22 protein-coding genes are annotated in these 22579 nt (G+C 36.8%); 7 read left to right on the top strand and 15 right to left on the bottom strand.

Annotated elements, in window-relative coordinates:
* Nucleotides 1-280 precede the first annotated feature (280 nt).
* The 4 genes from JCM15579_RS07395 to JCM15579_RS07380 all read left to right on the top strand — a co-directional run bounded on the left by JCM15579_RS07395 (nt 281) and on the right by JCM15579_RS07380 (nt 5126).
* Nucleotides 281-2185: an AMP-dependent synthetase/ligase gene (locus JCM15579_RS07395; protein ID WP_054717956.1), complete on the top strand. Its 1905-nt coding sequence runs from the start codon at nt 281-283 to the stop codon at nt 2183-2185.
* A 91-nt stretch (nt 2186-2276) separates the two neighbouring features.
* A complete protein-coding gene (locus JCM15579_RS20425) occupies nt 2277-2492 on the top strand; it encodes a hypothetical protein (RefSeq protein ID WP_054717953.1) in 216 nt (71 codons plus the stop codon).
* An 11-nt stretch (nt 2493-2503) separates the two neighbouring features.
* Complete coding sequence (locus JCM15579_RS07385) at nt 2504-3802, top strand: alkaline phosphatase (protein WP_245625852.1); 1299 nt, start codon at nt 2504-2506, stop codon at nt 3800-3802.
* A gap of 181 nt (nt 3803-3983) precedes the next feature.
* Nucleotides 3984-5126, top strand: coding sequence for a YibE/F family protein (locus JCM15579_RS07380; protein ID WP_054717946.1), 1143 nt, complete (start codon nt 3984-3986; stop codon nt 5124-5126).
* A 123-nt stretch (nt 5127-5249) separates the two neighbouring features.
* Here JCM15579_RS07380 and JCM15579_RS07375 read toward each other — a convergent pair whose 3' ends face one another.
* The 3 genes from JCM15579_RS07375 to JCM15579_RS07365 all read right to left on the bottom strand — a co-directional run bounded on the left by JCM15579_RS07375 (nt 5250) and on the right by JCM15579_RS07365 (nt 7088).
* Nucleotides 5250-5567: a two-CW domain-containing protein gene (locus JCM15579_RS07375; protein ID WP_174888099.1), complete on the bottom strand. Its 318-nt coding sequence runs from the start codon at nt 5565-5567 to the stop codon at nt 5250-5252.
* A gap of 162 nt (nt 5568-5729) precedes the next feature.
* Nucleotides 5730-6485, bottom strand: a complete 756-nt coding sequence (locus JCM15579_RS07370; RefSeq protein ID WP_054717941.1) for a DUF1835 domain-containing protein — start codon at nt 6483-6485, stop codon at nt 5730-5732.
* 12 nt (nt 6486-6497) lie between these two features.
* Entirely contained in the window at nt 6498-7088 is a 591-nt protein-coding gene (locus JCM15579_RS07365; RefSeq protein ID WP_054717939.1) for a Crp/Fnr family transcriptional regulator, read from the bottom strand.
* 141 nt (nt 7089-7229) lie between these two features.
* Here JCM15579_RS07365 and JCM15579_RS07360 point away from each other — a divergent pair, with 141 nt between their 5' ends.
* Together JCM15579_RS07360 and JCM15579_RS07355 are read left to right on the top strand one after the other, a co-directional pair.
* A complete protein-coding gene (locus tag JCM15579_RS07360; protein ID WP_054717936.1) occupies nt 7230-8021 on the top strand; it encodes an MATE family efflux transporter in 792 nt (263 codons plus the stop codon).
* Nucleotides 8009-8566, top strand: a complete 558-nt coding sequence (locus tag JCM15579_RS07355; protein ID WP_172677390.1) for an MATE family efflux transporter — start codon at nt 8009-8011, stop codon at nt 8564-8566. The genes JCM15579_RS07360 and JCM15579_RS07355 overlap by 13 nt, the downstream gene beginning before the upstream one ends.
* A gap of 106 nt (nt 8567-8672) precedes the next feature.
* Here JCM15579_RS07355 and JCM15579_RS07350 read toward each other — a convergent pair whose 3' ends face one another.
* The 7 genes from JCM15579_RS07350 to JCM15579_RS07320 all read right to left on the bottom strand — a co-directional run bounded on the left by JCM15579_RS07350 (nt 8673) and on the right by JCM15579_RS07320 (nt 13907).
* Nucleotides 8673-9401 carry a putative signal transducing protein gene (locus JCM15579_RS07350; protein WP_054717930.1) on the bottom strand — a complete coding sequence of 243 codons (729 nt, stop codon included), beginning with the start codon at nt 9399-9401 and terminating at the stop codon, nt 8673-8675.
* Between the two features lie 38 nt (nt 9402-9439).
* The gene (locus JCM15579_RS07345; protein WP_054717927.1) at nt 9440-9802 is read right to left on the bottom strand and encodes a hypothetical protein; all 363 of its coding nucleotides are present in this window, start codon (nt 9800-9802) and stop codon (nt 9440-9442) included.
* A 129-nt stretch (nt 9803-9931) separates the two neighbouring features.
* Complete coding sequence (locus JCM15579_RS07340; protein WP_157471380.1) at nt 9932-10327, bottom strand: VOC family protein; 396 nt, start codon at nt 10325-10327, stop codon at nt 9932-9934.
* Nucleotides 10328-10460: 133 nt separating this feature from the next.
* Nucleotides 10461-11192, bottom strand: coding sequence for a GNAT family N-acetyltransferase (locus JCM15579_RS07335; protein ID WP_054717921.1), 732 nt, complete (start codon nt 11190-11192; stop codon nt 10461-10463).
* 302 nt (nt 11193-11494) lie between these two features.
* The gene (locus JCM15579_RS07330; RefSeq protein WP_054717918.1) at nt 11495-12133 is read right to left on the bottom strand and encodes a HutD/Ves family protein; all 639 of its coding nucleotides are present in this window, start codon (nt 12131-12133) and stop codon (nt 11495-11497) included.
* A gap of 187 nt (nt 12134-12320) precedes the next feature.
* On the bottom strand, nt 12321-13091 hold the full coding sequence (locus JCM15579_RS07325; protein WP_054717915.1) for an energy transducer TonB family protein: 771 nt from the start codon (nt 13089-13091) through the stop codon (nt 12321-12323).
* A gap of 123 nt (nt 13092-13214) precedes the next feature.
* Nucleotides 13215-13907, bottom strand: a complete 693-nt coding sequence (locus JCM15579_RS07320; RefSeq protein ID WP_157471379.1) for a hypothetical protein — start codon at nt 13905-13907, stop codon at nt 13215-13217.
* A gap of 850 nt (nt 13908-14757) precedes the next feature.
* Here JCM15579_RS07320 and JCM15579_RS07315 point away from each other — a divergent pair.
* Complete coding sequence (locus JCM15579_RS07315; protein WP_054717908.1) at nt 14758-15501, top strand: DUF6261 family protein; 744 nt, start codon at nt 14758-14760, stop codon at nt 15499-15501.
* Between the two features lie 222 nt (nt 15502-15723).
* On the opposite strand, the gene katG is transcribed toward JCM15579_RS07315, so the two are convergent.
* From katG to JCM15579_RS07290, 5 genes are all read right to left on the bottom strand, one after another.
* Nucleotides 15724-17922, bottom strand: coding sequence for a catalase/peroxidase HPI (gene katG, locus JCM15579_RS07310; protein ID WP_054717906.1), 2199 nt, complete (start codon nt 17920-17922; stop codon nt 15724-15726).
* Nucleotides 17923-18230: 308 nt separating this feature from the next.
* The gene (locus tag JCM15579_RS07305) at nt 18231-18677 is read right to left on the bottom strand and encodes a GNAT family N-acetyltransferase (RefSeq protein ID WP_054717903.1); all 447 of its coding nucleotides are present in this window, start codon (nt 18675-18677) and stop codon (nt 18231-18233) included.
* A gap of 187 nt (nt 18678-18864) precedes the next feature.
* Nucleotides 18865-20433, bottom strand: coding sequence for a serine hydrolase (locus JCM15579_RS07300; RefSeq protein ID WP_054717900.1), 1569 nt, complete (start codon nt 20431-20433; stop codon nt 18865-18867).
* 142 nt (nt 20434-20575) lie between these two features.
* Entirely contained in the window at nt 20576-20767 is a 192-nt protein-coding gene (locus tag JCM15579_RS07295; RefSeq protein ID WP_054717894.1) for a hypothetical protein, read from the bottom strand.
* Entirely contained in the window at nt 20764-22368 is a 1605-nt protein-coding gene (locus JCM15579_RS07290) for a MutS-related protein (RefSeq protein WP_054717891.1), read from the bottom strand. Before JCM15579_RS07290 ends, JCM15579_RS07295 begins: the two co-directional genes overlap by 4 nt.
* Nucleotides 22369-22579: the final 211 nt, after the last annotated feature.

Raw genomic sequence — 22579 nt, 5'->3', positions numbered from 1 at the left:
TTAATTTAAACCTTTAAATTCTGTCAAACAAAATGGAAAAATGGAAATTAAAGCTTAGATCACTCCCCTACAAGTTGCAGTGCCAAATTTCAAGCTTCAATTGGCTTCAAACTTTTCTGAAAAGTACTGACAAAGTAATTCCTAAATCCAAATCGCATAAGAATAGAATTCAATCACCTTAAACCTTAATTTATTTTAAATGGACTATTTGTTTTGACTCCCGAATCGATTACTTTTGGCTTTCTTAATTCATTATACATCAGACTGACATAATATATCAATGAATACAATAATTCAACTTTTTGAAGAAAGCGTAAAAAAATATGGCTCCAATCCTTATTTGTGGGAACATACAGGAAAGAAATATGAATCGTTAAGCTACAAGGAACTGCATAAACAAGTTAAACTTTTAGCCTATGGTTTATACGCTTCTGGTATTGATAAAGGAGATAGAATTGGTCTTTTATCGGAAGGAAGAAATGCCTGGGTTCTTTCAGAACTGGGGATTTTGTTTTCTGGTGCAGTAAATGTGCCTTTATCCGTGAAACTGGATGCTCAAAATGAATTAAAATTCAGACTTGTTCACTCCGAAGCAAAATATGTGATTGTCTCGAAAAATCATCTCGAAAAAATTCGTTTGATTAAGGATGATATCAAAACGCTAAAACAAATCATTGTAATTGATGAAGATGTTGAAGTGGACGGCATTGAAGTTTACCTTTCGGATATTATGAGCTTGGGCGAAATGCTTGCCGAAGAGGAGAAAAAGGATTTAGATAAGATTCAACAAGAAATTCAAGCTGATGACAATGCAAACATTTCTTACACTTCGGGTACAACCGCTGATCCTAAAGGAATTATTTTAACACACAACAATTACACTAGCAATGTAATTCAATCGTCGAGCTTAATGCATATTCCTGAGCATTACAAAACACTATTGATTTTACCTTGGGATCATTCTTTTGCCCATACAGCCGGAATCTATAGCTTTATGCTTAAAGGAGCATCTATTGCTGCCGTGCAACAAGGTAAATCGCCAATGGAAGCTTTGAAAAACATTCCTAAAAACATCAAGGAAATTAAGCCTCACATTTTAATGAGTGTTCCTGCTTTGGCAAAAAACTTCAGAAAAAATATTGAGAAAGGAATAAAAGCCAAAGGTCCTAAAGTTGAGAAATTATTCAACAAAGCCTTAAACCTGGCCTACAAATACAATGATCATGGATGGAACAAAGGCAAAGGGAGCAGAATGTTCCTGAAACCAATGTACATGTTCTACGATAAAATATTGTTCTCGAAAATCAGAGAGAACTTTGGCGGCAACTTAAAATTCTTTGTTGGAGGTGGTGCATTGCTTGATATCGAATTGCAGAAGTTCTTTTATGCCATCGGCATTCCAATGTATCAAGGCTACGGATTATCAGAGGCCTCTCCTATTATTTCATCCAATGCTCATCACAAGCATAAATTGGGTTCATCGGGATTTTTGGTTAGAAATATGGACCTAAACATTTGCGATGATGATGGCAATGCCCTGCCGATTGGTGAGAAAGGTGAGATTGTAATAAAAGGCGGTAACGTAATGAAAGGTTACTGGAAAAATGAGAAGGCCTCAGCAGAAACACTTCGAGATGGATGGTTGCATACCGGTGATATGGGTTATATGGACAAAGATGGTTTCTTGCATGTGCTTGGACGATTCAAGTCTTTACTAATTGCAAATGACGGAGAAAAATTCAGTCCTGAAGGAATCGAAGAAGCATTTGTTGATCAATCACCATTGATGGAACAGTGTATCTTGTACAACAATCAGGATCCTTATACCATAGCTCTTGTAGTTCCTAATAAAGCAGCTCTTGTAGCCAAACTGAAAGAGCAAAATCTCACTCCTGATTCGGAAGAAGGTCAGAAAGCTGCCTTGGAGTTATTGCAATCCGAATTGAACGAATATCGTCCGAGTGGAAAATATGAGGAAATGTTCCCGCATCGCTGGTTGCCTACAGCAGTTGCCATTTTGCCTGAAGGATTTACCGAAGAGAATAAATTGCTGAACTCTACAATGAAAGTGGTTCGCGATAAGGTGATTGAATATTTCAAAGAATATGTAGACTATTTGTATTCTCCGGAAGGCAAAAACTTCTTTAACGAGAAGAACAAACAAAGCATTGAACGCATGAAATAAAATCTAATATAGATTTAACTTTCTTTTACTATTTAAAACCATTACAGATTAATGTTTTTTTATAGTTTTGAAAAAATTTTAAACCAAAAACATGACACGATTAAAACCAATCACAATTTACCTGATTCTTGCTTTTACATTCTGCATTAGCAATGTTTTTGCACAACCTAGCGAAAGAGACAATTATCAGGGGGAATCTCCAAAGTACATTTTCTACTTTATTGGAGATGGTATGGGCTTATCACAAACCAACACGGCCGAAGCTATTTGGGAGCCATTAACAATACCAATGGTATCAAAAAATTAAAATTAAATACCTTGCCTAAACAAGGTTTTTATACCACCTATGCTACCGACAGATTCATTACAGGATCTGCAGCAGCAGGAACTGCACTCGCTACAGGAGAAAAAACATCGATTAATACAATAGGGATGGATGCAAAAAGGCAAAAACCTTTGCAGACAATTGCTGAAATGGCCAGAGATAATGGATATAAAGTAGGAATTGTATCTTCTGTTTCGATTGATCATGCAACCCCTGCTTCCTTCTATGCTCACCAACCTTCCAGAAGCATGTACTATAACATCAGTCTTGATTTAAGTAAAAGTGGATTTAACTACTTTGCTGGAGGAGGAATTAACCATCCTGAAGGTGATGGCAAAGTTGATGAAAAGAACATCATGTCCAATTTTGGCATGGGAGGATCAGTTGAATTGGAAAAAAAAGAAACCAACTCTATAAAAATTGCAGAAGCCAGAGGTTACAGATTTACAAATACGGTGAACGAATTCAAGGCTTTGAAGAAAGGTGATGATAAAATCATTAGTATTGCTCCAAAATTAGTTGGCGGAAAATCTCTTCCTTATTTCATCGATCAAAATGGAAAATCAGATATCTCTCTTGCAGAATTCACTGCAAAAGGAATTGAGTTACTAAATAACAAAAATGGATTCTTCATGATGGTTGAAGGAGGCAAAATTGACTGGGCTTGTCATGCCAACGATGCTGCAACCGTAATTCAGGAAGTAATTCAGTTCGATAACGCTGTTGCTGTTGCTTTGGATTTTTACAAAAAACATCCAAACGAAACTTTAATTTTGGTTGCCGGCGATCATGAAACCGGGGGAATGGCTTTGGGCTTTTCCGGTAGTCATTACCATTCAGACTTTGCTATACTTCAGCATCAAAACTTATCATACGAAAGTTTTTCAAACTTAATTTCTGATTACAAAAAGAACAACAAAGGAAATTACAAAGTAGAAGATGGTTTAGCATTGGCGAAAAAACATTTTGGACTAGGCGATACCCAAAAAGGTCTTGACTTAAGTGAATTCGAGATGCAGCAGCTAAAAACTGCATTTGAAAAAAGCATGAACTACAACCAGGAAATGAAGAAAGATGATCAGTTTTATTTGCTGTATGGTAGTTACGACCCATTTACAACAACTACCTGTCATATTTTATCACAAAAAGCTGGTATTGGTTGGACCTCTTTTTCTCACACAGCTGCACCAATTCCAATTCGTTCCATTGGTGTTGGAGCCGATTTGTTTACCGGATTCTTCGACAATACCGACGTTCCAAAGAACTTAATGAAATTAATAGAGAACAGATAATTCATGAGCCTCGCAATTGCGGGGCTTTTTTTTGCTTTGACGTAGATTATCATGATTATTTATGATTTGAAATCCTAAATTTTCATCGCTCTTGAATGTATTCAACCCATCAGATCATAAACAATCATACAAAGTCGTAATGATCTGCGTCTCCTACATTTTTCTTTTCTAAATTTGCCATATGTTTAAATTCAGCATTCCTCAAAAATCCGATTTAATTCTGATTGTACTTTTAATCGTGTTAAGCTTGATAATTGTACTACTCCCGAATGGTTTTGAAACCCAAGCAGACAAAAACACGACTCGTGTGAGAGCATTGGTTTTAGAAACCGATAACAGTTTAATTGTTGAAACGGGTATTATTAAGACAGGCACACAAAGCTTAAAAATCAAGATTCTAAACGGTAAGTTTAAAGGAGAAGAGTTAACTGCATTTAATCAGCTGGTAGGAAGAATGGAGTTCGATAAATTCTTTTTACCGAAAGACAAAACGCTTACCGTGCTTAATTTAAACGAGGATAACTCGCAAATAATTAGTGCCACCGTAGTGGATCATTATCGCATTCGGTTGGAAGCATTTCTTTTGACTTTATTTGTAATCATCTTGGTGGCTTTTGCAGGATGGACAGGTGTTAAAGCTATGTTATCCTTTATGTTTGCGGGCATTGCCATATGGAAATTACTGTTGCCAGGATTGCTAAAAGGTTTTCCTCCTATCCCACTTTCATTGGCTATTGTAGCCTTACTAACATCGGTAATTATATTTTTGGTAGCAGGTACCAATAAAAAAGGTCTAAGCGCTTTTTTAGGTGCAATGAGTGGAGTTGCTGTCACTTGTATTATGGCCATATTGTTTGGTACGCTTTTTAATATTCATGGTGCCATTAAACCTTTTTCGGAAACCTTGCTTTACTCGGGATACAATTACCTGAACCTTACTGAAATTTTCCTAGCAGGAATTTTCATTTCCTCTTCGGGTGCGGTAATGGACATTGCCATGGATATTTCAGCTTCTCAGGCAGAAGTATACCAGGCAAACAAAGAGATCAGCAGAAAAGAATTGCGCCGTTCGGGATTCGAAGTTGGGAAAGCTGTTGTGGGAACCATGACAACTACTCTTCTTCTTGCCTATTCAGGAGGTTTCTCTGCTCTTTTGATGGTATTTATTGCACAGGGAACTCCAATGATTAACATCCTAAATCTGAACTATGTTTCCGGAGAAATCCTTCATACCTTGGTTGGCAGTTTCGGATTGGTATTGGTTGCACCATTTACTGCAATCATTGGCTCTTGGATCTTTACCAGAAGAACCAAAAATCATTAATGATTTATCATTCATCTGGCTAAAGGATATTACAAAAGGTTGTGAATAGAATATAAGGACTGAACTTAGACTAAAATATAAAAGAGACAAAAGGAAGAATTGACTTCTTTTTGTCTCTTGATTTTATTTCGCATTTAGTAGTTTACACTTAATATTTACTTTTGCCTGTGTTGGAGTTACATTAAAATTCCGCTCCTCCTCATCTTGCACATACTTAAAAAATTTACAAGTCAAGCAGGTAAGAAATTTCTCCGCAAAAGTTCCACCAGGCTTGCCATGACATAAAGTTCCTGTTATCGTCCAACAAAATCGCCCCCCGGCATGTCCATTGTGAACTCCATCAAATTCGTTGGGAAGCGCGGCTGGGCAAACACCCATCTCCTTCACATTCTCACCATTCTCTTCTCGTCCACACTGCATTATCTCCCAACAATTCTTCATACACATATTTTGGTAGCAGTAAGCTAGGGTGTGTTACGCAGACATTAAAACTTAGATTCACATCATTAGCCCACTCTTGACAAAAAGTGGCTTTATGGGGATGAAGGCATTTTTTTACTACTTCTTAGGATTTATCATTATAAGTAGCAGTGACAAAAAGAGTTATTTATTCTTTAAGATTTCATCGAGCAGAGCACGCACCTGAAAGTCGCCGAAACCATAGACTTCTTCTCTTTTGCAAAACTCCTGAAATACGGGAGCAAATTCGGTAGTTTCTAAATCGCTAATTATTTTTCGTAAACTTTCCTTTGGTCGGCCTTCATACTTTCCCTTTGACAAACGATCAATTTGTGCATTTACAGCTGGAAGTAAAAAAGGGAATTGTTCTTTCAATTGTTCAGCAATTTCATGCATCCCCATCCAATTCTCATGCTGATACATCCTCCACAATTTGGCCAACAGTTCCAATGATTTGCCATCGATTAACATTTTGTGTTCATAAGCCACTGATAGGTCCTGCTGATTCATTCTGCCAAAGTTGTATTCATTCCCTTGATTGGGTCGAACCAGAAAAATGTTCTGTTTCTTATCGTTCTCGAACAGAAGATTCAAGCAAAACCAAAAATTCACCTGGCAAAACAGATCATCTTCGAACCATAGATTCACCTCATCCTTCTCATTTATCTCCAGTATCTTTTTCAGTTCTGCTGAAGTTCCCTGATGATATTCCTCTTCGCTACCTACAGGATACTTGCTACAAATAAACTTTGCCCTAAGCTGCAATAACTCATCCAAACTGTCACCAGATACATCACCATCCACCAAACATTCGCGTGCTACAATTATTTCGCCCTCGATGTTTTTGGGAAACATCTCTTTTAAACAATCTCCGTTTACAATGTGGTAGGTTCTATGCATATGCTTCAAATATTACAAATCCTTGTTTTCCTGAATGCCCAATTCTTTTCTCAGTCTGCTTATGGTTACTGGTGAAACGCCCAAATAGGAAGCGATATCCTTTAAAGGAACCCTTTCCTTCACATCCTGATTGTTCTCAATAAGCTTCATGTATTTTTCTTTGGTGGCCAGCGATTTAAATTCATCCAACTCATGAATGGTATTTATAAAAACACTTTCCATAAAGCATCGTCCCCAATTTGCCCAATCACAATGATCTTTAAACAATGCTTTTACATGATTTATTTTCACCCTGTAAAACAAGCTGTCTTCCAGCAATTCAGTTGTTTCATGTATGTAATTAATATTGATGTATGAGTTCATTGAAAAACAGATATTGCCTTCAAATCCGAACCAAACCACCTTCTTGTTTCCCTTCTCATCGATATAATGATTCTTTACTGCTCCTTCTTCAATAAAATACAGGTAAGGCGAGCGAATGTTCTCATGAATTAACACCTCTCCTTTCTTCATGCGAACTTCTTCGAATTCATGAATGATTAAATTTTTGCTTTGTTTCGACAGTTTGTAATACCTATCGATAGCGGAAATCGCATTTCTCATAAAAACATTTTTTGATTCTGACTTAACAAATGTAAAGCAATTTGCCTTTTGACCGAAATATATTTGCAGCCGGAAAATCAGAAAACTGAATTTCAATACTGAGCAATCAGTATCGAAACACAAATCAATTATATACTTACTATGAAATTTTGGAAGCAACATTCCACCGAATATAAAAAAACACTATCTCTTAGCATTCCGGTTATTATCGCTCAGGCAGGACAAATTACAGTTGGTTTAATCGATAATGTAATGATTGGTCAATTGGGAACCACTCCCTTTGCTGCGGCATCATTTACCAACACCCTGTTTAGCCTGGTTTTGATATTTGGAATGGGTTATTCCTTTGCATTAACTCCATTAATCGGAAAAAACTATGGAGAGAAAGACTATGCTTCCATCGGATCATGGATTAAGAATGGTTTAATGGCCAATGCATTTATGGGCGTAGCTTTGGCTGCCGTGTTGCTAATTCTGTATTTTCTGATTCCACATATGGGACAACCAGAATCTATATTGCAAGCCTCGCAAGATTATTTGGCCATTCTTATGATATCGGTAGTACCCATGATGATATTTTATGGTTTTAAGCAGTTTGCCGAGGGGGTTGGCGACACCAAAACAGCAATGAAGATTATGCTTTGGGCCAACTTAATCAATGTAGTGGGAAACTACCTGTTTATGTATGGAAAAATGGGCTTACCCGAGTTGGGTCTTATTGGTGCCGGAGTAGGAACCTTAATGGCTAGAACATTTATGGCCATTGCTTTTATCGTGCTCTTCCATAAAAATGAGAAGTTCAAATTCTTTGTAAAACTTTACCAACAAAGCAGATTTTGTTGGGACAAATGCATACAAATTGTGAAGCTTGGTCTTCCTTTGGGAGGTCAATTGGTAATGGAAGCCAGTGCTTTCGGCTTATGTGCATCATGATGGGATGGGTTAGCGAAACAGGTTTGGCTGCCCACCAGGTTGCCATTACCCTTTCTACTCTTGGTTTCATGATCTATCAAGGATTGGGAGCTGGAACCACCATTCGTGTGAGTCATTACAAAGGAGAGAACAATAGTCTTGGCATTAAAAGAGCAACCAAAACCGCTATGCATCTGATGTACCTGTATTGTGCACTTTTAATGCTTGTATTTATAGGTGCTCGCAACATTTTGCCACTGATGTTTACCAACAACCACACGGTAATCAACCTGGCAGCACAAATGCTTGTTGTTTGTAGTATTTTTCAGTTGGTTGATGGCATTCAGATTGTACTGGCAGGAACACTCAGAGGATTTGCCGATGCTCGCATTCCCGTAATGATCACCTTTGTATCTTACTTTGTAATTTCCTTGCCCTTTAGCTATCTATCGGCATTTGTATGGGGTTTTGGCGCAGTAGGAATATGGTTTGGCTTTCCGGTTGGTTTATCCATTTGCTGTACACTATTCCAATTGCGATACAAATATTTACTGAAGAGATTTTAAAAGAAAAGCGAAGCATTTAGCTTCGCTTAATATTTTATTTTACCGTTAAGCGCTTTTTGCTTTCGCAATACACGAGCTACAAGCTAGTGCTAACCGTTGAGATTCTTCAAAAAATATGAACTCTCCCAATGCGCCCTACTATTTTTGTTGATTTAGATGTAAGAGAAATTGAATTTGAATTCACATTCAGGTCATAACTACCATCATAAATGTAGTTTAATGTGTCCGAATCAAATATTACGAGCTTATTATTTTCCAACTTCCATTTTGCCTCAATTGAAGGCGTATTAAAACCAGGCATCCGAACCGTTCCATCCTCATAGAATTTAATATTTTCAGAGTATCCATTTGACAATACCAATTTTAATTCATTTGTCTGTGGTTTATAGTATTTCCCATTGTATCTAATTATATTCAGATACCAAGTTTCACCAGTAATTAATTCTGTTTTGCTGGGCAAAGATAAAAGTACAATAGGAACTAATACAGCAATCACTAAAACTGCCAATATTACAAGTATTCTTATCTCAAAACCTAATCTTCCAATTAGTGGTATTCTAGATGTTAGCTTAGATAAATTAGATTCGTAAAGATCAGATTCAATATTCTTAGGTTTAAGAAATCCAGCTTCCACCAGAATCTCATTTGATTTTATAACATCTCTCTCAAAAACTTGTAATTTGACTCCACCAACGGCATTAGAAATAAAATTATCCACCTGCACGGTAAGTTCATCTTTTAAAAAGACTTTTATTCCTTCAGATTCTAATTTCGCTTTGGCAAAATGAGCTTCATACGGCAAATCAAAACTGGCTATTGTTTTAAGTTTCTCCATTTATTTTGTCCTTCTAGTGTTGCACATTAGTATGGGTTTTATTTCTTTTCTTTAGATTCATAAATAGTTCGAATTCCGCCTCCATGCCACGCTTCTTCTTGTTTCAAAGTAATGTCATTCTTTATTGAAAAACTTTTTATTTCTTCTTCAGAAATTTGATCACCTTCAATCTTTAATTTATGCCGATCGGTAATTATATAGTAAGCAATAAACTTACCTTGAATAGTTGATATAATTATTTCATCAATTGATTCTCTATCTAATGAAATTCTATTCAATTTCCATGTAAATTCAATTTCTTCATCTGTGATTCCGAGAAACACAGCTTTTCGGTATTGAAAAATGCAGCCTAGAATGGCAGCAAATCCTACTATTATTATGACGAAATCAATTACAGACATTTTCAATAATTTCTTTTGATATTCTGTCAGTTAATTCTATAATGTCTAATTCCCCTCACTACCGCACCAATTCTCTCATGTGCTCCTATCTTAACAATGAAACACGATAGAATCACACAGTAACATTTTTTACAACTCTTCCACCAATTGAATATGATTGCCACAGGTGTCATTAAAGACTGCAAGTTTTACATTTCCCATTTCAGTAGGTTTCATACTGAATTCAACGCCAAGTTTCGTCAATCGCTCATATTCGAAAGATACATCCTCAACGTCAAATTGCGTCCAGGGAATCCCTGCTTCCATTAATGCATCCTGATATACCTTGGAAGGTTCAAAATGATTAGGAGCTGGTTCCAATAAGAGTTCTGGTCCATCCTGCCAATCCTTAGAAACCAAGGTCAGCCATCGATTACCACCTCCTAATGGCTCATCTTTCTTTTTTAGGAAGCCTAATTTCTCTGTATAGAATTGTAAGGCTTTTTCTTGATCTTGCACCGGAATGCTTATTAGTGTTACTTTCATGATCTGTGATTTTTATATTGCTTCCAACTTGTATATAAAATGTATTCCCCAAGGCTACCGCACAAGTCCTCTCGTGTGGTTTTGTTCAAAAAAAGGAACGCGATTGAATCTCGAACCAGCAAGGGTGTTAGCTTTAGTTATTTCCTTCCTTCAATATTCTATAAGTTTCAAGTTCTCCATATGTTTTGAAGCCCAATTTTGTATAGATTGGCTCTCCCATTTTTGAAGCATGAAGAACACAAATTTTCGCATTATTTTCTTTCGCTTCCATTAATAAATGCTCTGTCATATTTTTCCCAACTCCTTTTCCTCTGCCTTTCGGAAGTGTTCCAATCATGTGTAATCCTGCATTATTACGAGAATCAAAAAATACAATTCCACAGCCCAAACTCTCATTATTTTCTTGATATGTAAATAATCTAATGTTCTTAGAGTTTTTAAGGATTTCATTGATTACTCGATCGTCCACTTTATATCCAAAAGATTTTGATGCTGTTTCCGCAAAGCTTATGGCATTCTCTTCTGTTACTACTTGTTTGATGTTAGGATTTGTAGTTGTAGTACTTGAGAATAATTTTAAATCAAGAGCCATGTTTTTTTGCGCCATCACAAATTCCAGATTGGGATTTCCACTTAAGTCATTTGGTTTTGGAATTGTTATCATCTCAGGGGCGTTTTCTTTCCTACTTAATTGTACAATTTTGCTTAAAGTTTCAGCATTATTTTCCAAATTAAAAATTCTGTTCGGCCAATCCGAATCACCCATCGAAACTACGGTATAACTGTTTGTTTTTGAAATCCTGTTGGTGATATTGCCAATTTGTTCCCAAAGTTCGTATAAGTTATTTATTACCTGATTATTCATTTGTTGTAGTCTGTTTATCTCAATTAAGCCAACTTGTATATAAAATGCATTCCCTAATGCTACCGCACGAGTCCTCTCGTGTGATTCTGTTCAAAAAATAGAACCCGATTGAATCTCGCACCTAATGTCATTAAGATAGCAGATTTAGCCCCCCTCACCCTTTTATTCCCTAAAGGGAACAGCGCGTTGGGCAAGCCCCTTTAGGGGTTTGGGGTAATTTTGGCAATGTTTATCGAAAGGATTCACCCTTAACCGAATGACATTAATCGCACACCTGCAAGATCATTTATAAAGCATCGGCTTTAAACGCTTAATTTTAGCTCTGTGATATTAACCACCACAAATTTACTTTGCTGCAAAGCTTTAAGTGTATTATTTAAGGATGGTGATTCTACAATGAGCAAATCACCTTCGCACAGTCCGGCCCCGTTAATTTCAATTAATCCTTTATAAAGAAAAATGAAATTCATTTTACCATCCATATCAATTTTTTGTTCGGTATTTTCCAGAACATTAAAACCTTTTACTTGGCCTTTGGTGTCCGATTTACACATCAGATTAAAGTCGGTACATTTTCCTTTCGAAAAGCTTGTCCATTCACCCTGAAAATGATCCGTATCCAAAGGTGCTAAAAGCTTGCTGTGATGATGTTCATGCTCCAGTTGTATTTGGCCATCAAGTACCATAAGGATTCGTTCAACTCCCTGCAATGGTGTAAAGGTTGATTCTTCGATTTCTACCGTCGCGCTTGATATCCTGAAAAGGAAATCTCCATTTTTATATTGAGAGTCTTCAGGAAAAATATACAATTCGGTAGTTGTTCCACCAGCCCACTTACTGGTCAGATGCTCTTTTTTAATTCGGTAATTCACATTAAGTTCCTTTAATTCTTCACTACTATCCTCAGGGAAATTTTTATTTATTTTATCTAAGTTCGTCATATAGTGTTTTTGATCTTTTATAGTTGTTTCTGTCTCTTTTCATTACTGCCAGCGGTCTTGCTAAAATTTGAGCACGATATACATCCACCACCTTATTAAACACTTCTTTCGTTAATTGTTTTTGAAATTATCAATTTGAGCGTTACCCCCCCTTGAACCTTAGCTTTTGTTAGCGCGTTGTAAGCTTCTATTCATTATTCCCAAAAATTACAGGAATGGTCCACCTCATATTAAATATTTTCCCTCGTCTGTATAAAACGTCCCAATCAGGAATACTTTTGACAACTCGTAATGCTTCTTTATTTCTTTGCGAGTCAGATCCTCTTAAAATACTCACACTGTCAATTTTACCTATTTCATTAACTTTTATAATCTGAACGAAAACCTTGGTTTTTTTTTGGGGGTGAGCAATATTTGAATAATCAATATTTTTTGCAATATGTTCTTTCAATAATTTGGGATTCTTTGTAAACTCTGATTTTCTTGATCTTGTATTATCATACGTTTTAATTTGAGATAGTATGCCTTGTCTAAAAACGAATTCTCTTTCATATTCAAAAAAAGAAATATAACCAAACAAGTTTTTTCCATATTGATTAAAAGCGGATTGATTATACCAGTCTGCGAATACTTCTTTTCCAACCTCTCTGTCTGTAAATATTAATGACAATTTGATATCGATAGTATCACCTTCCAACCTATTTAAAAATAAGCTGTCATTTCTAAGTTCCCAATAAGCAATATAGCCTCTTCCACAAGCTGTTGAATGTATTCCAAGTTCTTCAAATACACTTTCAGGTCGAATATGATTTTCAAAATATTCCTCTAATGGACTTGATTGAATTTGCAGAGTATCACCCTTATAAATTAAATAGTCAGGAATCTGAATAGTTCCAAAAACACTTTTACTATTTAACAACAAGAAGAATAAAATAAATATGTATTGTTTTGCCTTCATTGAGTATGCACGCTAACGGTTTTGTTAAATTTTGAAGGCGATATAAAACCTCCGCTTTATCAAAACCTCATTATCTTTATTATTTTTGTTAGATTCTCTTGTTGGGTATCACCACCCTAAGTTTTAGCTTTTGTATAGGGCACTTTCAATTTTCATATCTTCACTTTGAAGTGTTTCAATGGTTGTTTTCAATTCTCGATATAACATAAGAAGCTCATAAAAATCATTACTCCATGCTTCTAATGTTGTGTTCTTTATTGGGACTCCTAATTGACCTATAGTTAAAGCTAATGTGCATTTCCGAATTCTAAATGATAATTCATACGCTTGCGGATGAATGTATGTGGTTGCATAATTTATTTCATCTAACTTTTCGGCAAGAATTTTCCAGTCATTTAATATTGATTCTCTAACCGTAATATCTCCAAGTTTTAGTGGGGAATAGCTTAAGATTTTTTTAGTTCCAGTCACACTATTAATATTGCAATTTGTACAATAATTTCTCATCAATTTATTGTCAACATTATCTAAATCTATTTTTTCAAGCTTGGAACATTTTATTATTGTATTGAAAAGAGGATTGATTCTATCTTTAATTTGTTCTAATAATTTTACAGAAATTTTATTGTTCCATTGTTTAAGGTTATTTATTTCTTGATCCTTTTCCTCAATTTTACTAATCAAGCTATCAATTTTATCATTTTTTTTCTTAATGTCATCTGAAAGTGATTTTGTAGTCATTTTATCGCTTTCATTTGTTCCCAAAAATGAAAATAATGTACCTGCTAAAAAGAGAATTAATCCTAATATTGACATCCAATGCATATTTTTCATTTTCTAATGATTAGTTTGTTTATATATGTCCTACAAAGGCTCGAATATGCGTAGTGCAGGATTTCAAGGCAATTCACTATCAAGCCACTACGTATTTTAAAATGCACTAATTTGTTTTCCGCCAATGAAAATACAAAACAATAATCCCTCAACAAAGAATTCCTATGGTTAATTTACAGGCATTAATAGCTTAACGAAATAAAAGATAAATTCCTCTTTTAATCTTACTACTACAGCAAGTAATCGTTCTTTTTTCGATTTTCATACTGCATTACATATTGTCGAGAGTTCATTTTTGTGCCAAAACTGGCTTTACAAATCATCGAGAGCTCATTTTTGTCTCAAATTCTGCTTTACAGGTCGTCGAGAGTTCTTTTTTGTGGCAAATTTGGCTTTACATTTCTTCGAGAGCATTTTTTTACGCCAAAACTGCTTTTACATTTTGTCGAGAGCTCTTTTTTGTCTCAAATTCAGGTTTACAAATCGTCGTGAGATCTTTTTTGACTCGAATTAAACTTTACATATCATCTTGAGCATATTTGCAAAACCAGCTTCTACTTATAAAATATCGGGAGTCCGTCCACTGAAAACCCCTGCCGTTACTCGCTTTAATTGATTTACATTCGTGCAAATATTATTGTTACACCATAAAATCATACTATTTTGTTTTTCAACAAATAAAACCAACTAAATTAATATTTAAGTACAAAAGCATCAAGAAATATCGATTTTAGTTTATTAATATAAATTTTTAACATTTTTCTTGCATATACTTCACAAACATTTTTCTAAATTCAACATCGTAATAAACAATAAACCAAATCACAAAACAATGGAAGAAAAAATTTTAAGTTCTTATTCGGCAAAACAAGTGGATAACATGGCCGAAAACATTCTATTCGAAATTGACAAAACCGACTGGAGTGCTGATGTATACTTTACTGAGATTATAGCGAAGTTGCGAAAAGACAAAGAGGTTCTGCAAAATTCTCTAGGTTTGATCCGAAGTGGTGATTATACAGAGGAGTTATCGGAACGAGATGCCATTTTCGATAGGGACATCATCTGTTTTAAAAACTTTGTTGAATCGAACAAGTACATGCGTGAAGAATCAAAAGCAGTTGCCGCAAAAATAGTTTGGAAACATATTGCTGCCAATGACTTACAGATGTACCGTTTGGGTTATGAGGAACAAATTGCCTCGGCCAATTCCTTATTTGTTGAACTCGATAAACCTGAAAACAAAGCTTTAATTGATTTGTTAATAGGTGCAAAAGAGGCTTTAGATTTGGCAAAGGAATCGAATGCCAATTTGTTGGAAACCTATCGCAAAAGCAAAGAAGCCAAGTCGGACAAAGAGGCAAGCATTGCTGCATCGCTTCAACAAAAAAAGGTTCGCGAAACCATTAACGAAGAGCTTGTACCTTATTTAAGTATAATGGCAAAGGCAAAACCTGATACTTATGCTGGCACTTACAAGATTATTGCTACGTACATTGATGATGTGAATACCAAAGCCCGTGCAAGATCAACCAGAAATACAGCTGAAGAGCCTGTTACTGAAGAACAGGAATAAATAGAATTATATGTTTGGAATAAGTCTTCATTTTATTTCTATTACAATTAGAGCCGCAAAATGTTGCGGCTCTTTACTTTTAACATGCCAAGCATCTTAAAGAAACCAGACATGTGCATGCATTTTATTATTTTCAAGTTCGTTGATGCTTGGCTTAACACCTCCTTAAATCCCCCCTGAAAGGGGGGACTTTGGCCGCTGCATAATTGCTGAACGCTCCTTCTATTTCAAATCAAATCGATCCAGGTTCATTACCTTATTCCAGGCTGAAGCGAAATCGCAAACAAACTTTTCATGAGCATCGGCACTGCCATACACCTCGGCGATTGCCCTTAGCTCCGAGTTCGATCCAAACACCAAATCGGCACGTGTAGCCGTATATTTTACTGCTCCACTTTTGCGATCGAGAGCCTCAAAGTGCTCATTCTTTGCTGTCCATGCCAAATTCATATCCAATAAATTCACAAAGAAATCATTGCTTAACACCTCCTGTCTATCGGTAAACACACCGTGTTTCTCCCCATTGTAATTGACATTGAGCACACGCAAACCACCCACAAGCACGGTCATTTCGGGTGCTGTTAATGTAAGCAGCTGGGCCCGGTCAATCAACAAGTCTTCGGTAGATACGGCATATTTCTTTTTCTGGTAATTTCGGAAAGCATCGGCAATGGGTTCCAAAACGGCAAAGGATTCAACATCGGTTTGTTCCTGCGAAGCATCCATACGTCCAGGAGCAAAGGGAACCACAAGATCAACTCCGGCATTTTTTGCCGCTTTCTCCACTCCTGCACAACCTGCCAACACAATAAGGTCGGCCATCGAGAGCTTATTATTTCCCGATTGTGAGGCATTGAATTCTTCCTGAATTGTCTCATAAGTTTTCAGCACTTTTTGCAATTGCTTGGGCTGATTGACTTCCCAATCTTTTTGCGGTGCCAAACGAATGCGGGCACCATTGGCTCCCCCTCTTTTATCGGAACCTCGGAAAGTAGAAGCCGAAGCCCAGGCTGTTGAAACCATTTGCGAAACACTTAAACCCGATGCCAGGACCTTTGATTTTAAGTCTGCAATATCATTCTCATCAATCAGCTCATGATTTAAAGCTGGAATCGGATCTTGCCAAATCAGATCTTCGGCAGGCACTTCGGGCCCCATATAAAGGCTTTTCGGTCCCATATCGCGATGGGTCAACTTGAACCATGCCCGTGCAAAGGCATCGGCAAATTCGAGCGGACGCTCATAAAAACGTCGTGATATTTTTTCGTAAGCAGGATCGAAACGCAAGGACAAATCGGTAGTCAACATGGTAGGCTTGCGTTTCTTTGAAGGATCATGAGGATCTGGCATTTCTTCCTTGGCATTTTTTGCCACCCATTGATGTGCTCCGGCTGGACTTTTACTAAGCTCCCATTCATACTCAAACAAATTCTTAAAGAAATAATAGCTCCATTTTGCCGGGGTTTGTGTCCATATTACTTCCAGGCCTGAGGTTATGGTGTCGCCTCCTTTTCCGCTTGCATAAGAGCTTTTCCATCCCAAACCCTGTTCCTCCATCGAGGCAGCCTCGGGTTCTGGCCCTACGTGCTCAGCATCTGCCGCTCCATGGCACTTCCCAAAGGTATGTCCACCTGCAATTAAGGCTACTGTTTCTTCATCGTTCATGGCCATTCGAGCGAATGTTTCACGAATGTCTTTTGCCGCAGCAAGAGGATCGGGATTTCCATCCGGACCTTCTGGATTTACATAGATCAGTCCCATTTGAATTGCCGCAAGCGGATTATCCAGTTTTTCCAGGTCTAAATCGCGCTTGTCATTTTCCAACCATTCAGATTCCGATCCCCAATACACATCCTCTTCGGGTTCCCAAACATCGGCACGACCACCTCCAAATCCAAAAGTTTTAAAGCCCATGGATTCCAATGCTACATTTCCTGCCAGAATCATCAAATCGGCCCATGATATTTTATTGCCATACTTTTGCTTCACAGGCCAAAGCAATCGACGGGCCTTATCGAGATTGGCATTGTCTGGCCAACTGTTTAAAGGCGCAAATCGTTGTTGTCCGGCGCCAGCACCTCCCCTTCCATCGCCAATGCGATAGGTTCCTGCACTGTGCCATGCCATGCGGATAAACAAAGGTCCGTAATGTCCAAAATCGGCAGGCCACCACTCTTGCGAATCCGTCATCAATTCATAAAGATCATTTTTAAGCGCTTTGTAATCCAAACTTTTAAAGGCTTCGGCATAATCGAACTTCTCGCCCATAGGATTCGACAAGGATGAATGTTGACGAAGAATGTTGAGCTTTAATTGATTGGGCCACCAATCTCGATTTTTGGGTCCTCCTCCTGCATGACTGTGCTTCCCTACAGCTCCGGTTACCGGACATTTGCCTGTGTTTCCTGTATGATTTTCCATGATATTTTATTTTAAAGTGATTTTTCGAATCTATAATTTACGAAAGAAGTAAGCTTGATCAAAACCTTCTCACTTTTTAATTTACAGATATTTACCGCTTTAAATCAAAACACCATTAAGCGCATATTGTTTTCTTATGTCACAAACATGTCAAGCATCTTCGAGATGCTTGACATGCAAATGCAGTTTACAATTCCATTGAAAGTAAGCCAATCATTCAATAATAAAAAAAGCCGCAACATTATGCGGCTCTATATTTTCACGAACATGTAGCATCTCGAAGATGCCAGACATGTCAATAAGGTTCATCAGCAATCCTTTAATTGCATGTAGGTAAGGTTGGGTAACAAACCAAGTTCTTTGTAAAAGGCAATTGTATTCTCGTTGCACGAAGCAACATACAAGCCTATTTCTTTACACTTCTTTGATTTTAGCCACTCCAAGTGCATCTGGGTTAGTTTTTTTCCGATTCCATTTCCTCTTTCACTTTCCAACACATGCAGAGATTCTATTTCTCCCTTGCAATTTTCAATACTCGAGATACAATATGCGCAAATGCGATTGTTCTTTTTTGCAATGCTTATTTTCAAGTTCTTTCCACTCTCAACAATGGCATTCATTCGTGTCTCAAAATCCAAACTTGCATACTGAGAGGTAAAGTTCTCATCAATCTCTTCATGAAATTCTTTATTGCATATCCAAACTTCTTTAATCAAAGAGATTTCTTGTGGTTCAATGTCTATATAGTCAATCATATTGGCTTAGTTTAGGCTTACCCCCCTAAAAGGGGGACTTTGGCTGCTGCAAATAAATGCTGATTGGTGGAAGCTTTTCCTACCTTGTTACTTGTCCCTTTTTCCTTGGCTCTAGGCCTTTTAATATTGTAAAGAGATCCCTCGTTTCCTCGGGATGACTGCAACTTTATCCTTTATCCTTTATCCTTTACTCCTCTACCCGCTTCAAATTCAAATCCTGAAAGTCGAAACTGAAATCGATATTGGGAGAGATTCCTTTCATTTTAAGAGCTTGCGCCTTTCCTTCCTCATCCAGGGCAAACATGGCAAAAGCATCGCAATTCATATCGCGATAAGCCCATTTTACCGCAAAGCTATTGGCCTTGTAATAATGCATCTTACCAGTTAATTTTGGCGATCGCAAGGAGCGCATCCACAATTCACCATCCTTCTCGTACACTTCCATTTTCCCAAACCACTTGTCACAATACGAACCAATGTAGTCTTCCTTATTTATCTCTATTTCATTTGCAAGATCAACGGTATTCCAAACTGCATTCACAACTGAATCTACCTTGTTTTGCGTTCCTTTAAGACGCTCTGCTGCAAAGGCATTCCAGTCGGTTGGTTTGGCTTCGATATACGAATCGATAATGGCTTGCGGCATCATGTAGTAGGCATACCCACCAGGCAGGGTGTTGGTTAAAACCGCAATCCCCACATTCAGTTCAGGAATCAATACGGTTTTAGAAAGCATGCCTGGCAATCCCCCGGTATGACTGATGATGGTATACCCTTTATAATCCTCGATCACCCAACCTAAACCATAGGCTTTGTAATGGTTCTCGTATTTGCCATTTCCTTTCGCCGAAAACTGAAGCATGGTGTGAGCTCTCCACATGTTATTTTGATTCTGCTGCGAGAACAAGTGTTCATCCTCGCCATACTTTCCGCCATTCAAATGCATCATCAACCATTTATTCAAATCACTCACACTAGCGTAAATGCCACCTGCAGCATCCATTAATGGATTGGTGTAGGCATCCACAATTTCCAACTCACCATACTCCGATGAATGTGGCAATGCTACATTATCCTTGTTCTTAATTCTCTTGAACGATCCTGCAGAAGCATTCATTTGCAGTGGTTTCATAATTTTCTCCTCTACAAATTCTGCCCAGCTCATGCCACTCAATCTATGGATGATTTCTCCCGCTACGATGTACAACAAATTGTCGTAATCGTACTTGGTACGAAAGTCCGAAACTGGTGTTTGATGCTGAAAACTATTCAGGATATCATCAATGGTGAAATCGCTGCCATCAGGGAAAATCATCAAGTCACCCGCGCCCAATCCCAGTCCGCTACGGTGGCACAACAAGTCTTCCACAGTAAAATTATCTCGCACATAGGAGTTGTACATGGTAAACTCAGGAATGTGTTTCACCACCTTATCCTTCCATGACAATTTCCCCTCATCAACCAATATGGCCAAAGCAGCAGCCGTAAAGGATTTGCTGTTGGAAGCTATAGCAAACAAAGTATTTTCATCCACAGCTTGTTTACTTTCAATGGATCTTAGGCCATAACCTTTGGCGTGAACTACTTGCCCATTGTGCACCACCGATACGGCAAATCCAGCCATTGGAAAGGATTCTAATGTTTTATTGGCAAGGGAATCAATTTGAGATGAGCTTAATCCTTGGGCTTTAACCAAGATACTGCTAAGGCAAAATACCAATAACAGAAGGCAGCTTAATCGTTTTGTTTTAAACATGACAATTTAGTTTAAGGTTCAATTTAGTGGTGTGGTGTTTTGGAATTTTTGGGATAATCAATTGCTTTCCTTTCAAATATAGCTTAGTTGACAGTAATATTCAAATCATAAAAAAGCGAGACGAAATTGCCTCGTTCTTATTTTATGCTTCTTTCTTCTTGCCAAACCTGGTCCATATGCTTTCTATCAAAAATCCAATTCCTATTCCTAAAAAGAAGCCTGCCAAAAAGTTCATAATTTCCTCTTCAATGAGGATGTATCCCTCTTTTACTAATAGTTTCGACAAAATCCCCAATGCTATAAATAAGGGTGAGATGATTAGTTTGTTTTTCATGATACCGTATGTTTATTTTCTATTGTTAATTGATCTAGACTTTTTGAAATGGCAATTGCTTCATCTATAACATCGTCAGGGTATTCATTAATCTCAAGTATTCGAATTGCATTTCTATTCTTCAGTTTTCCGGGTTTCAACTTGTAATCAAAGTCTACCTTATTCTCGTTTACAACTTCACTAAAGTGATACAATTCATATTCATCCGACAAAAGATCTGTAAGTTCAATATCATGAGTAGAAACAAATACAAAATTCTTGTTTTTACCCAGAGCTGAAAGAACAGCTTTTCCAGCTGATATTCTTTCAACAGTATTGGTTCCTTTGAAAATTTCATCTAACAAAAACAAATTTACTTTGCCATTAGAAGCATTGTCAATCATCTCCTTAATGGTCAAAACTTCTTCAAAATAATAACTCCTGTCATTTATTAGGTCATCATTGATTCTGATGGCAGAGTAAATTCGCAAACGCGGAAAAGTCATCGATTCTGCAAAACAAGTGTTAATGGTCAGTCCACAAATCATATTCAAGCCAATGGTTCTTATGAATGATGTTTTGCCAGACATATTTGAACCTGTCAATAAAATGGATTTCTCATTCACCTCAATGGTATTGGAAATGCAATTGGGTATTAATGGATGATAAACCTTTTCGGCTCTGATTTTAGACTTGTCAATTGTAGGTGTACAATAAAGATCTGATCCTTTACGCAATGAGGCAATAGAAATCAGAGCATCTATTTCTCCGATAAAACAGTATACACTTTCAATTTCCTTTCTCTTGGTATCTAATCTTTTTAAGATACCAAACAGTAACAATGGTTCAAGAAGAAAAGCGATTTTAAACAGTTCGAGGATTCCCCAAAATATGGCTTCAAATTCACTTTGCAGGTTGGCTTCTAATCGAAAGAAGGACATTCTGTTTCGAACCTGCTTTATAATTTGGATTGAACTGTTAAGATCAGGATTAATTGGTTTGAATTCCGCTACTTTAAACAAGTTAGCAGCAATACCATTCATTTTTAAGAGTTGCGGAATAGAACCCAGATATTTGTATAAATTCCTTTTGTTCCAATAATGAAATCCTATGTTGACAATGAAAGTTCCAAAAAACACAAAGAACATTTTCGCATTAATAGGAAGCAATAATAAGGATAACAAACTCGTAAATGACAACAAACGAATAACAAAAAACCACTTGGGCGCCTTCTCATATTCTCCTTGAAATAAAGATGCAATATAATAGGCATCCTCCTTGTTGAGTTTATCAAGTTGCAACTGAGTATTAAGTCTAAGCTTTTCATCTTGCAAAAGCTTTTCAATCAAATTCTCTTTAAACTCAACGCCTTCCGATTTTGCAGGAATTGTTCTTAATTTATTGTACAAATACTGTTGCCCAACTTTCGAATTTGTCCGATCCAGAAACATGAATAGCTCTTCAAAATCCAGATCATTACAGGTCTTATCAGATAAAATATGAAACGAGTCAGTATTACTCTTATTTTTAAAATAACTTTTAATCGAATCAAAATAGAATGGATCATTTTTCAACTCTCCAAATGACTCTTTTAATATTTCTATTTTTTTCTTTTTTCGCATTATTACAGCACTTATCCTCCTTAATGGAACATACAGAATATCGACAATTTAAAATACTGTCCGGTTAAGTTTTAGTCCCTGAATCTACAAAACAATAAAATATAAACAAAGAAATACATTGCGTAATTTATTTTCTGTACTTCTATATAATTCTACCAGCTATATACAATTAGAGGCAGCATAAATGCCGCCTCTACAAAAATTATTAACA

The organism is Marinifilum fragile JCM 15579 (assembly GCF_001310955.1).
Lineage (GTDB): Bacteria > Bacteroidota > Bacteroidia > Bacteroidales > Marinifilaceae > Marinifilum > Marinifilum fragile.
The sequence above is the reverse complement of the archived record's forward strand: the minus strand, read 5'-3'. Positions and strand labels throughout refer to the sequence as shown.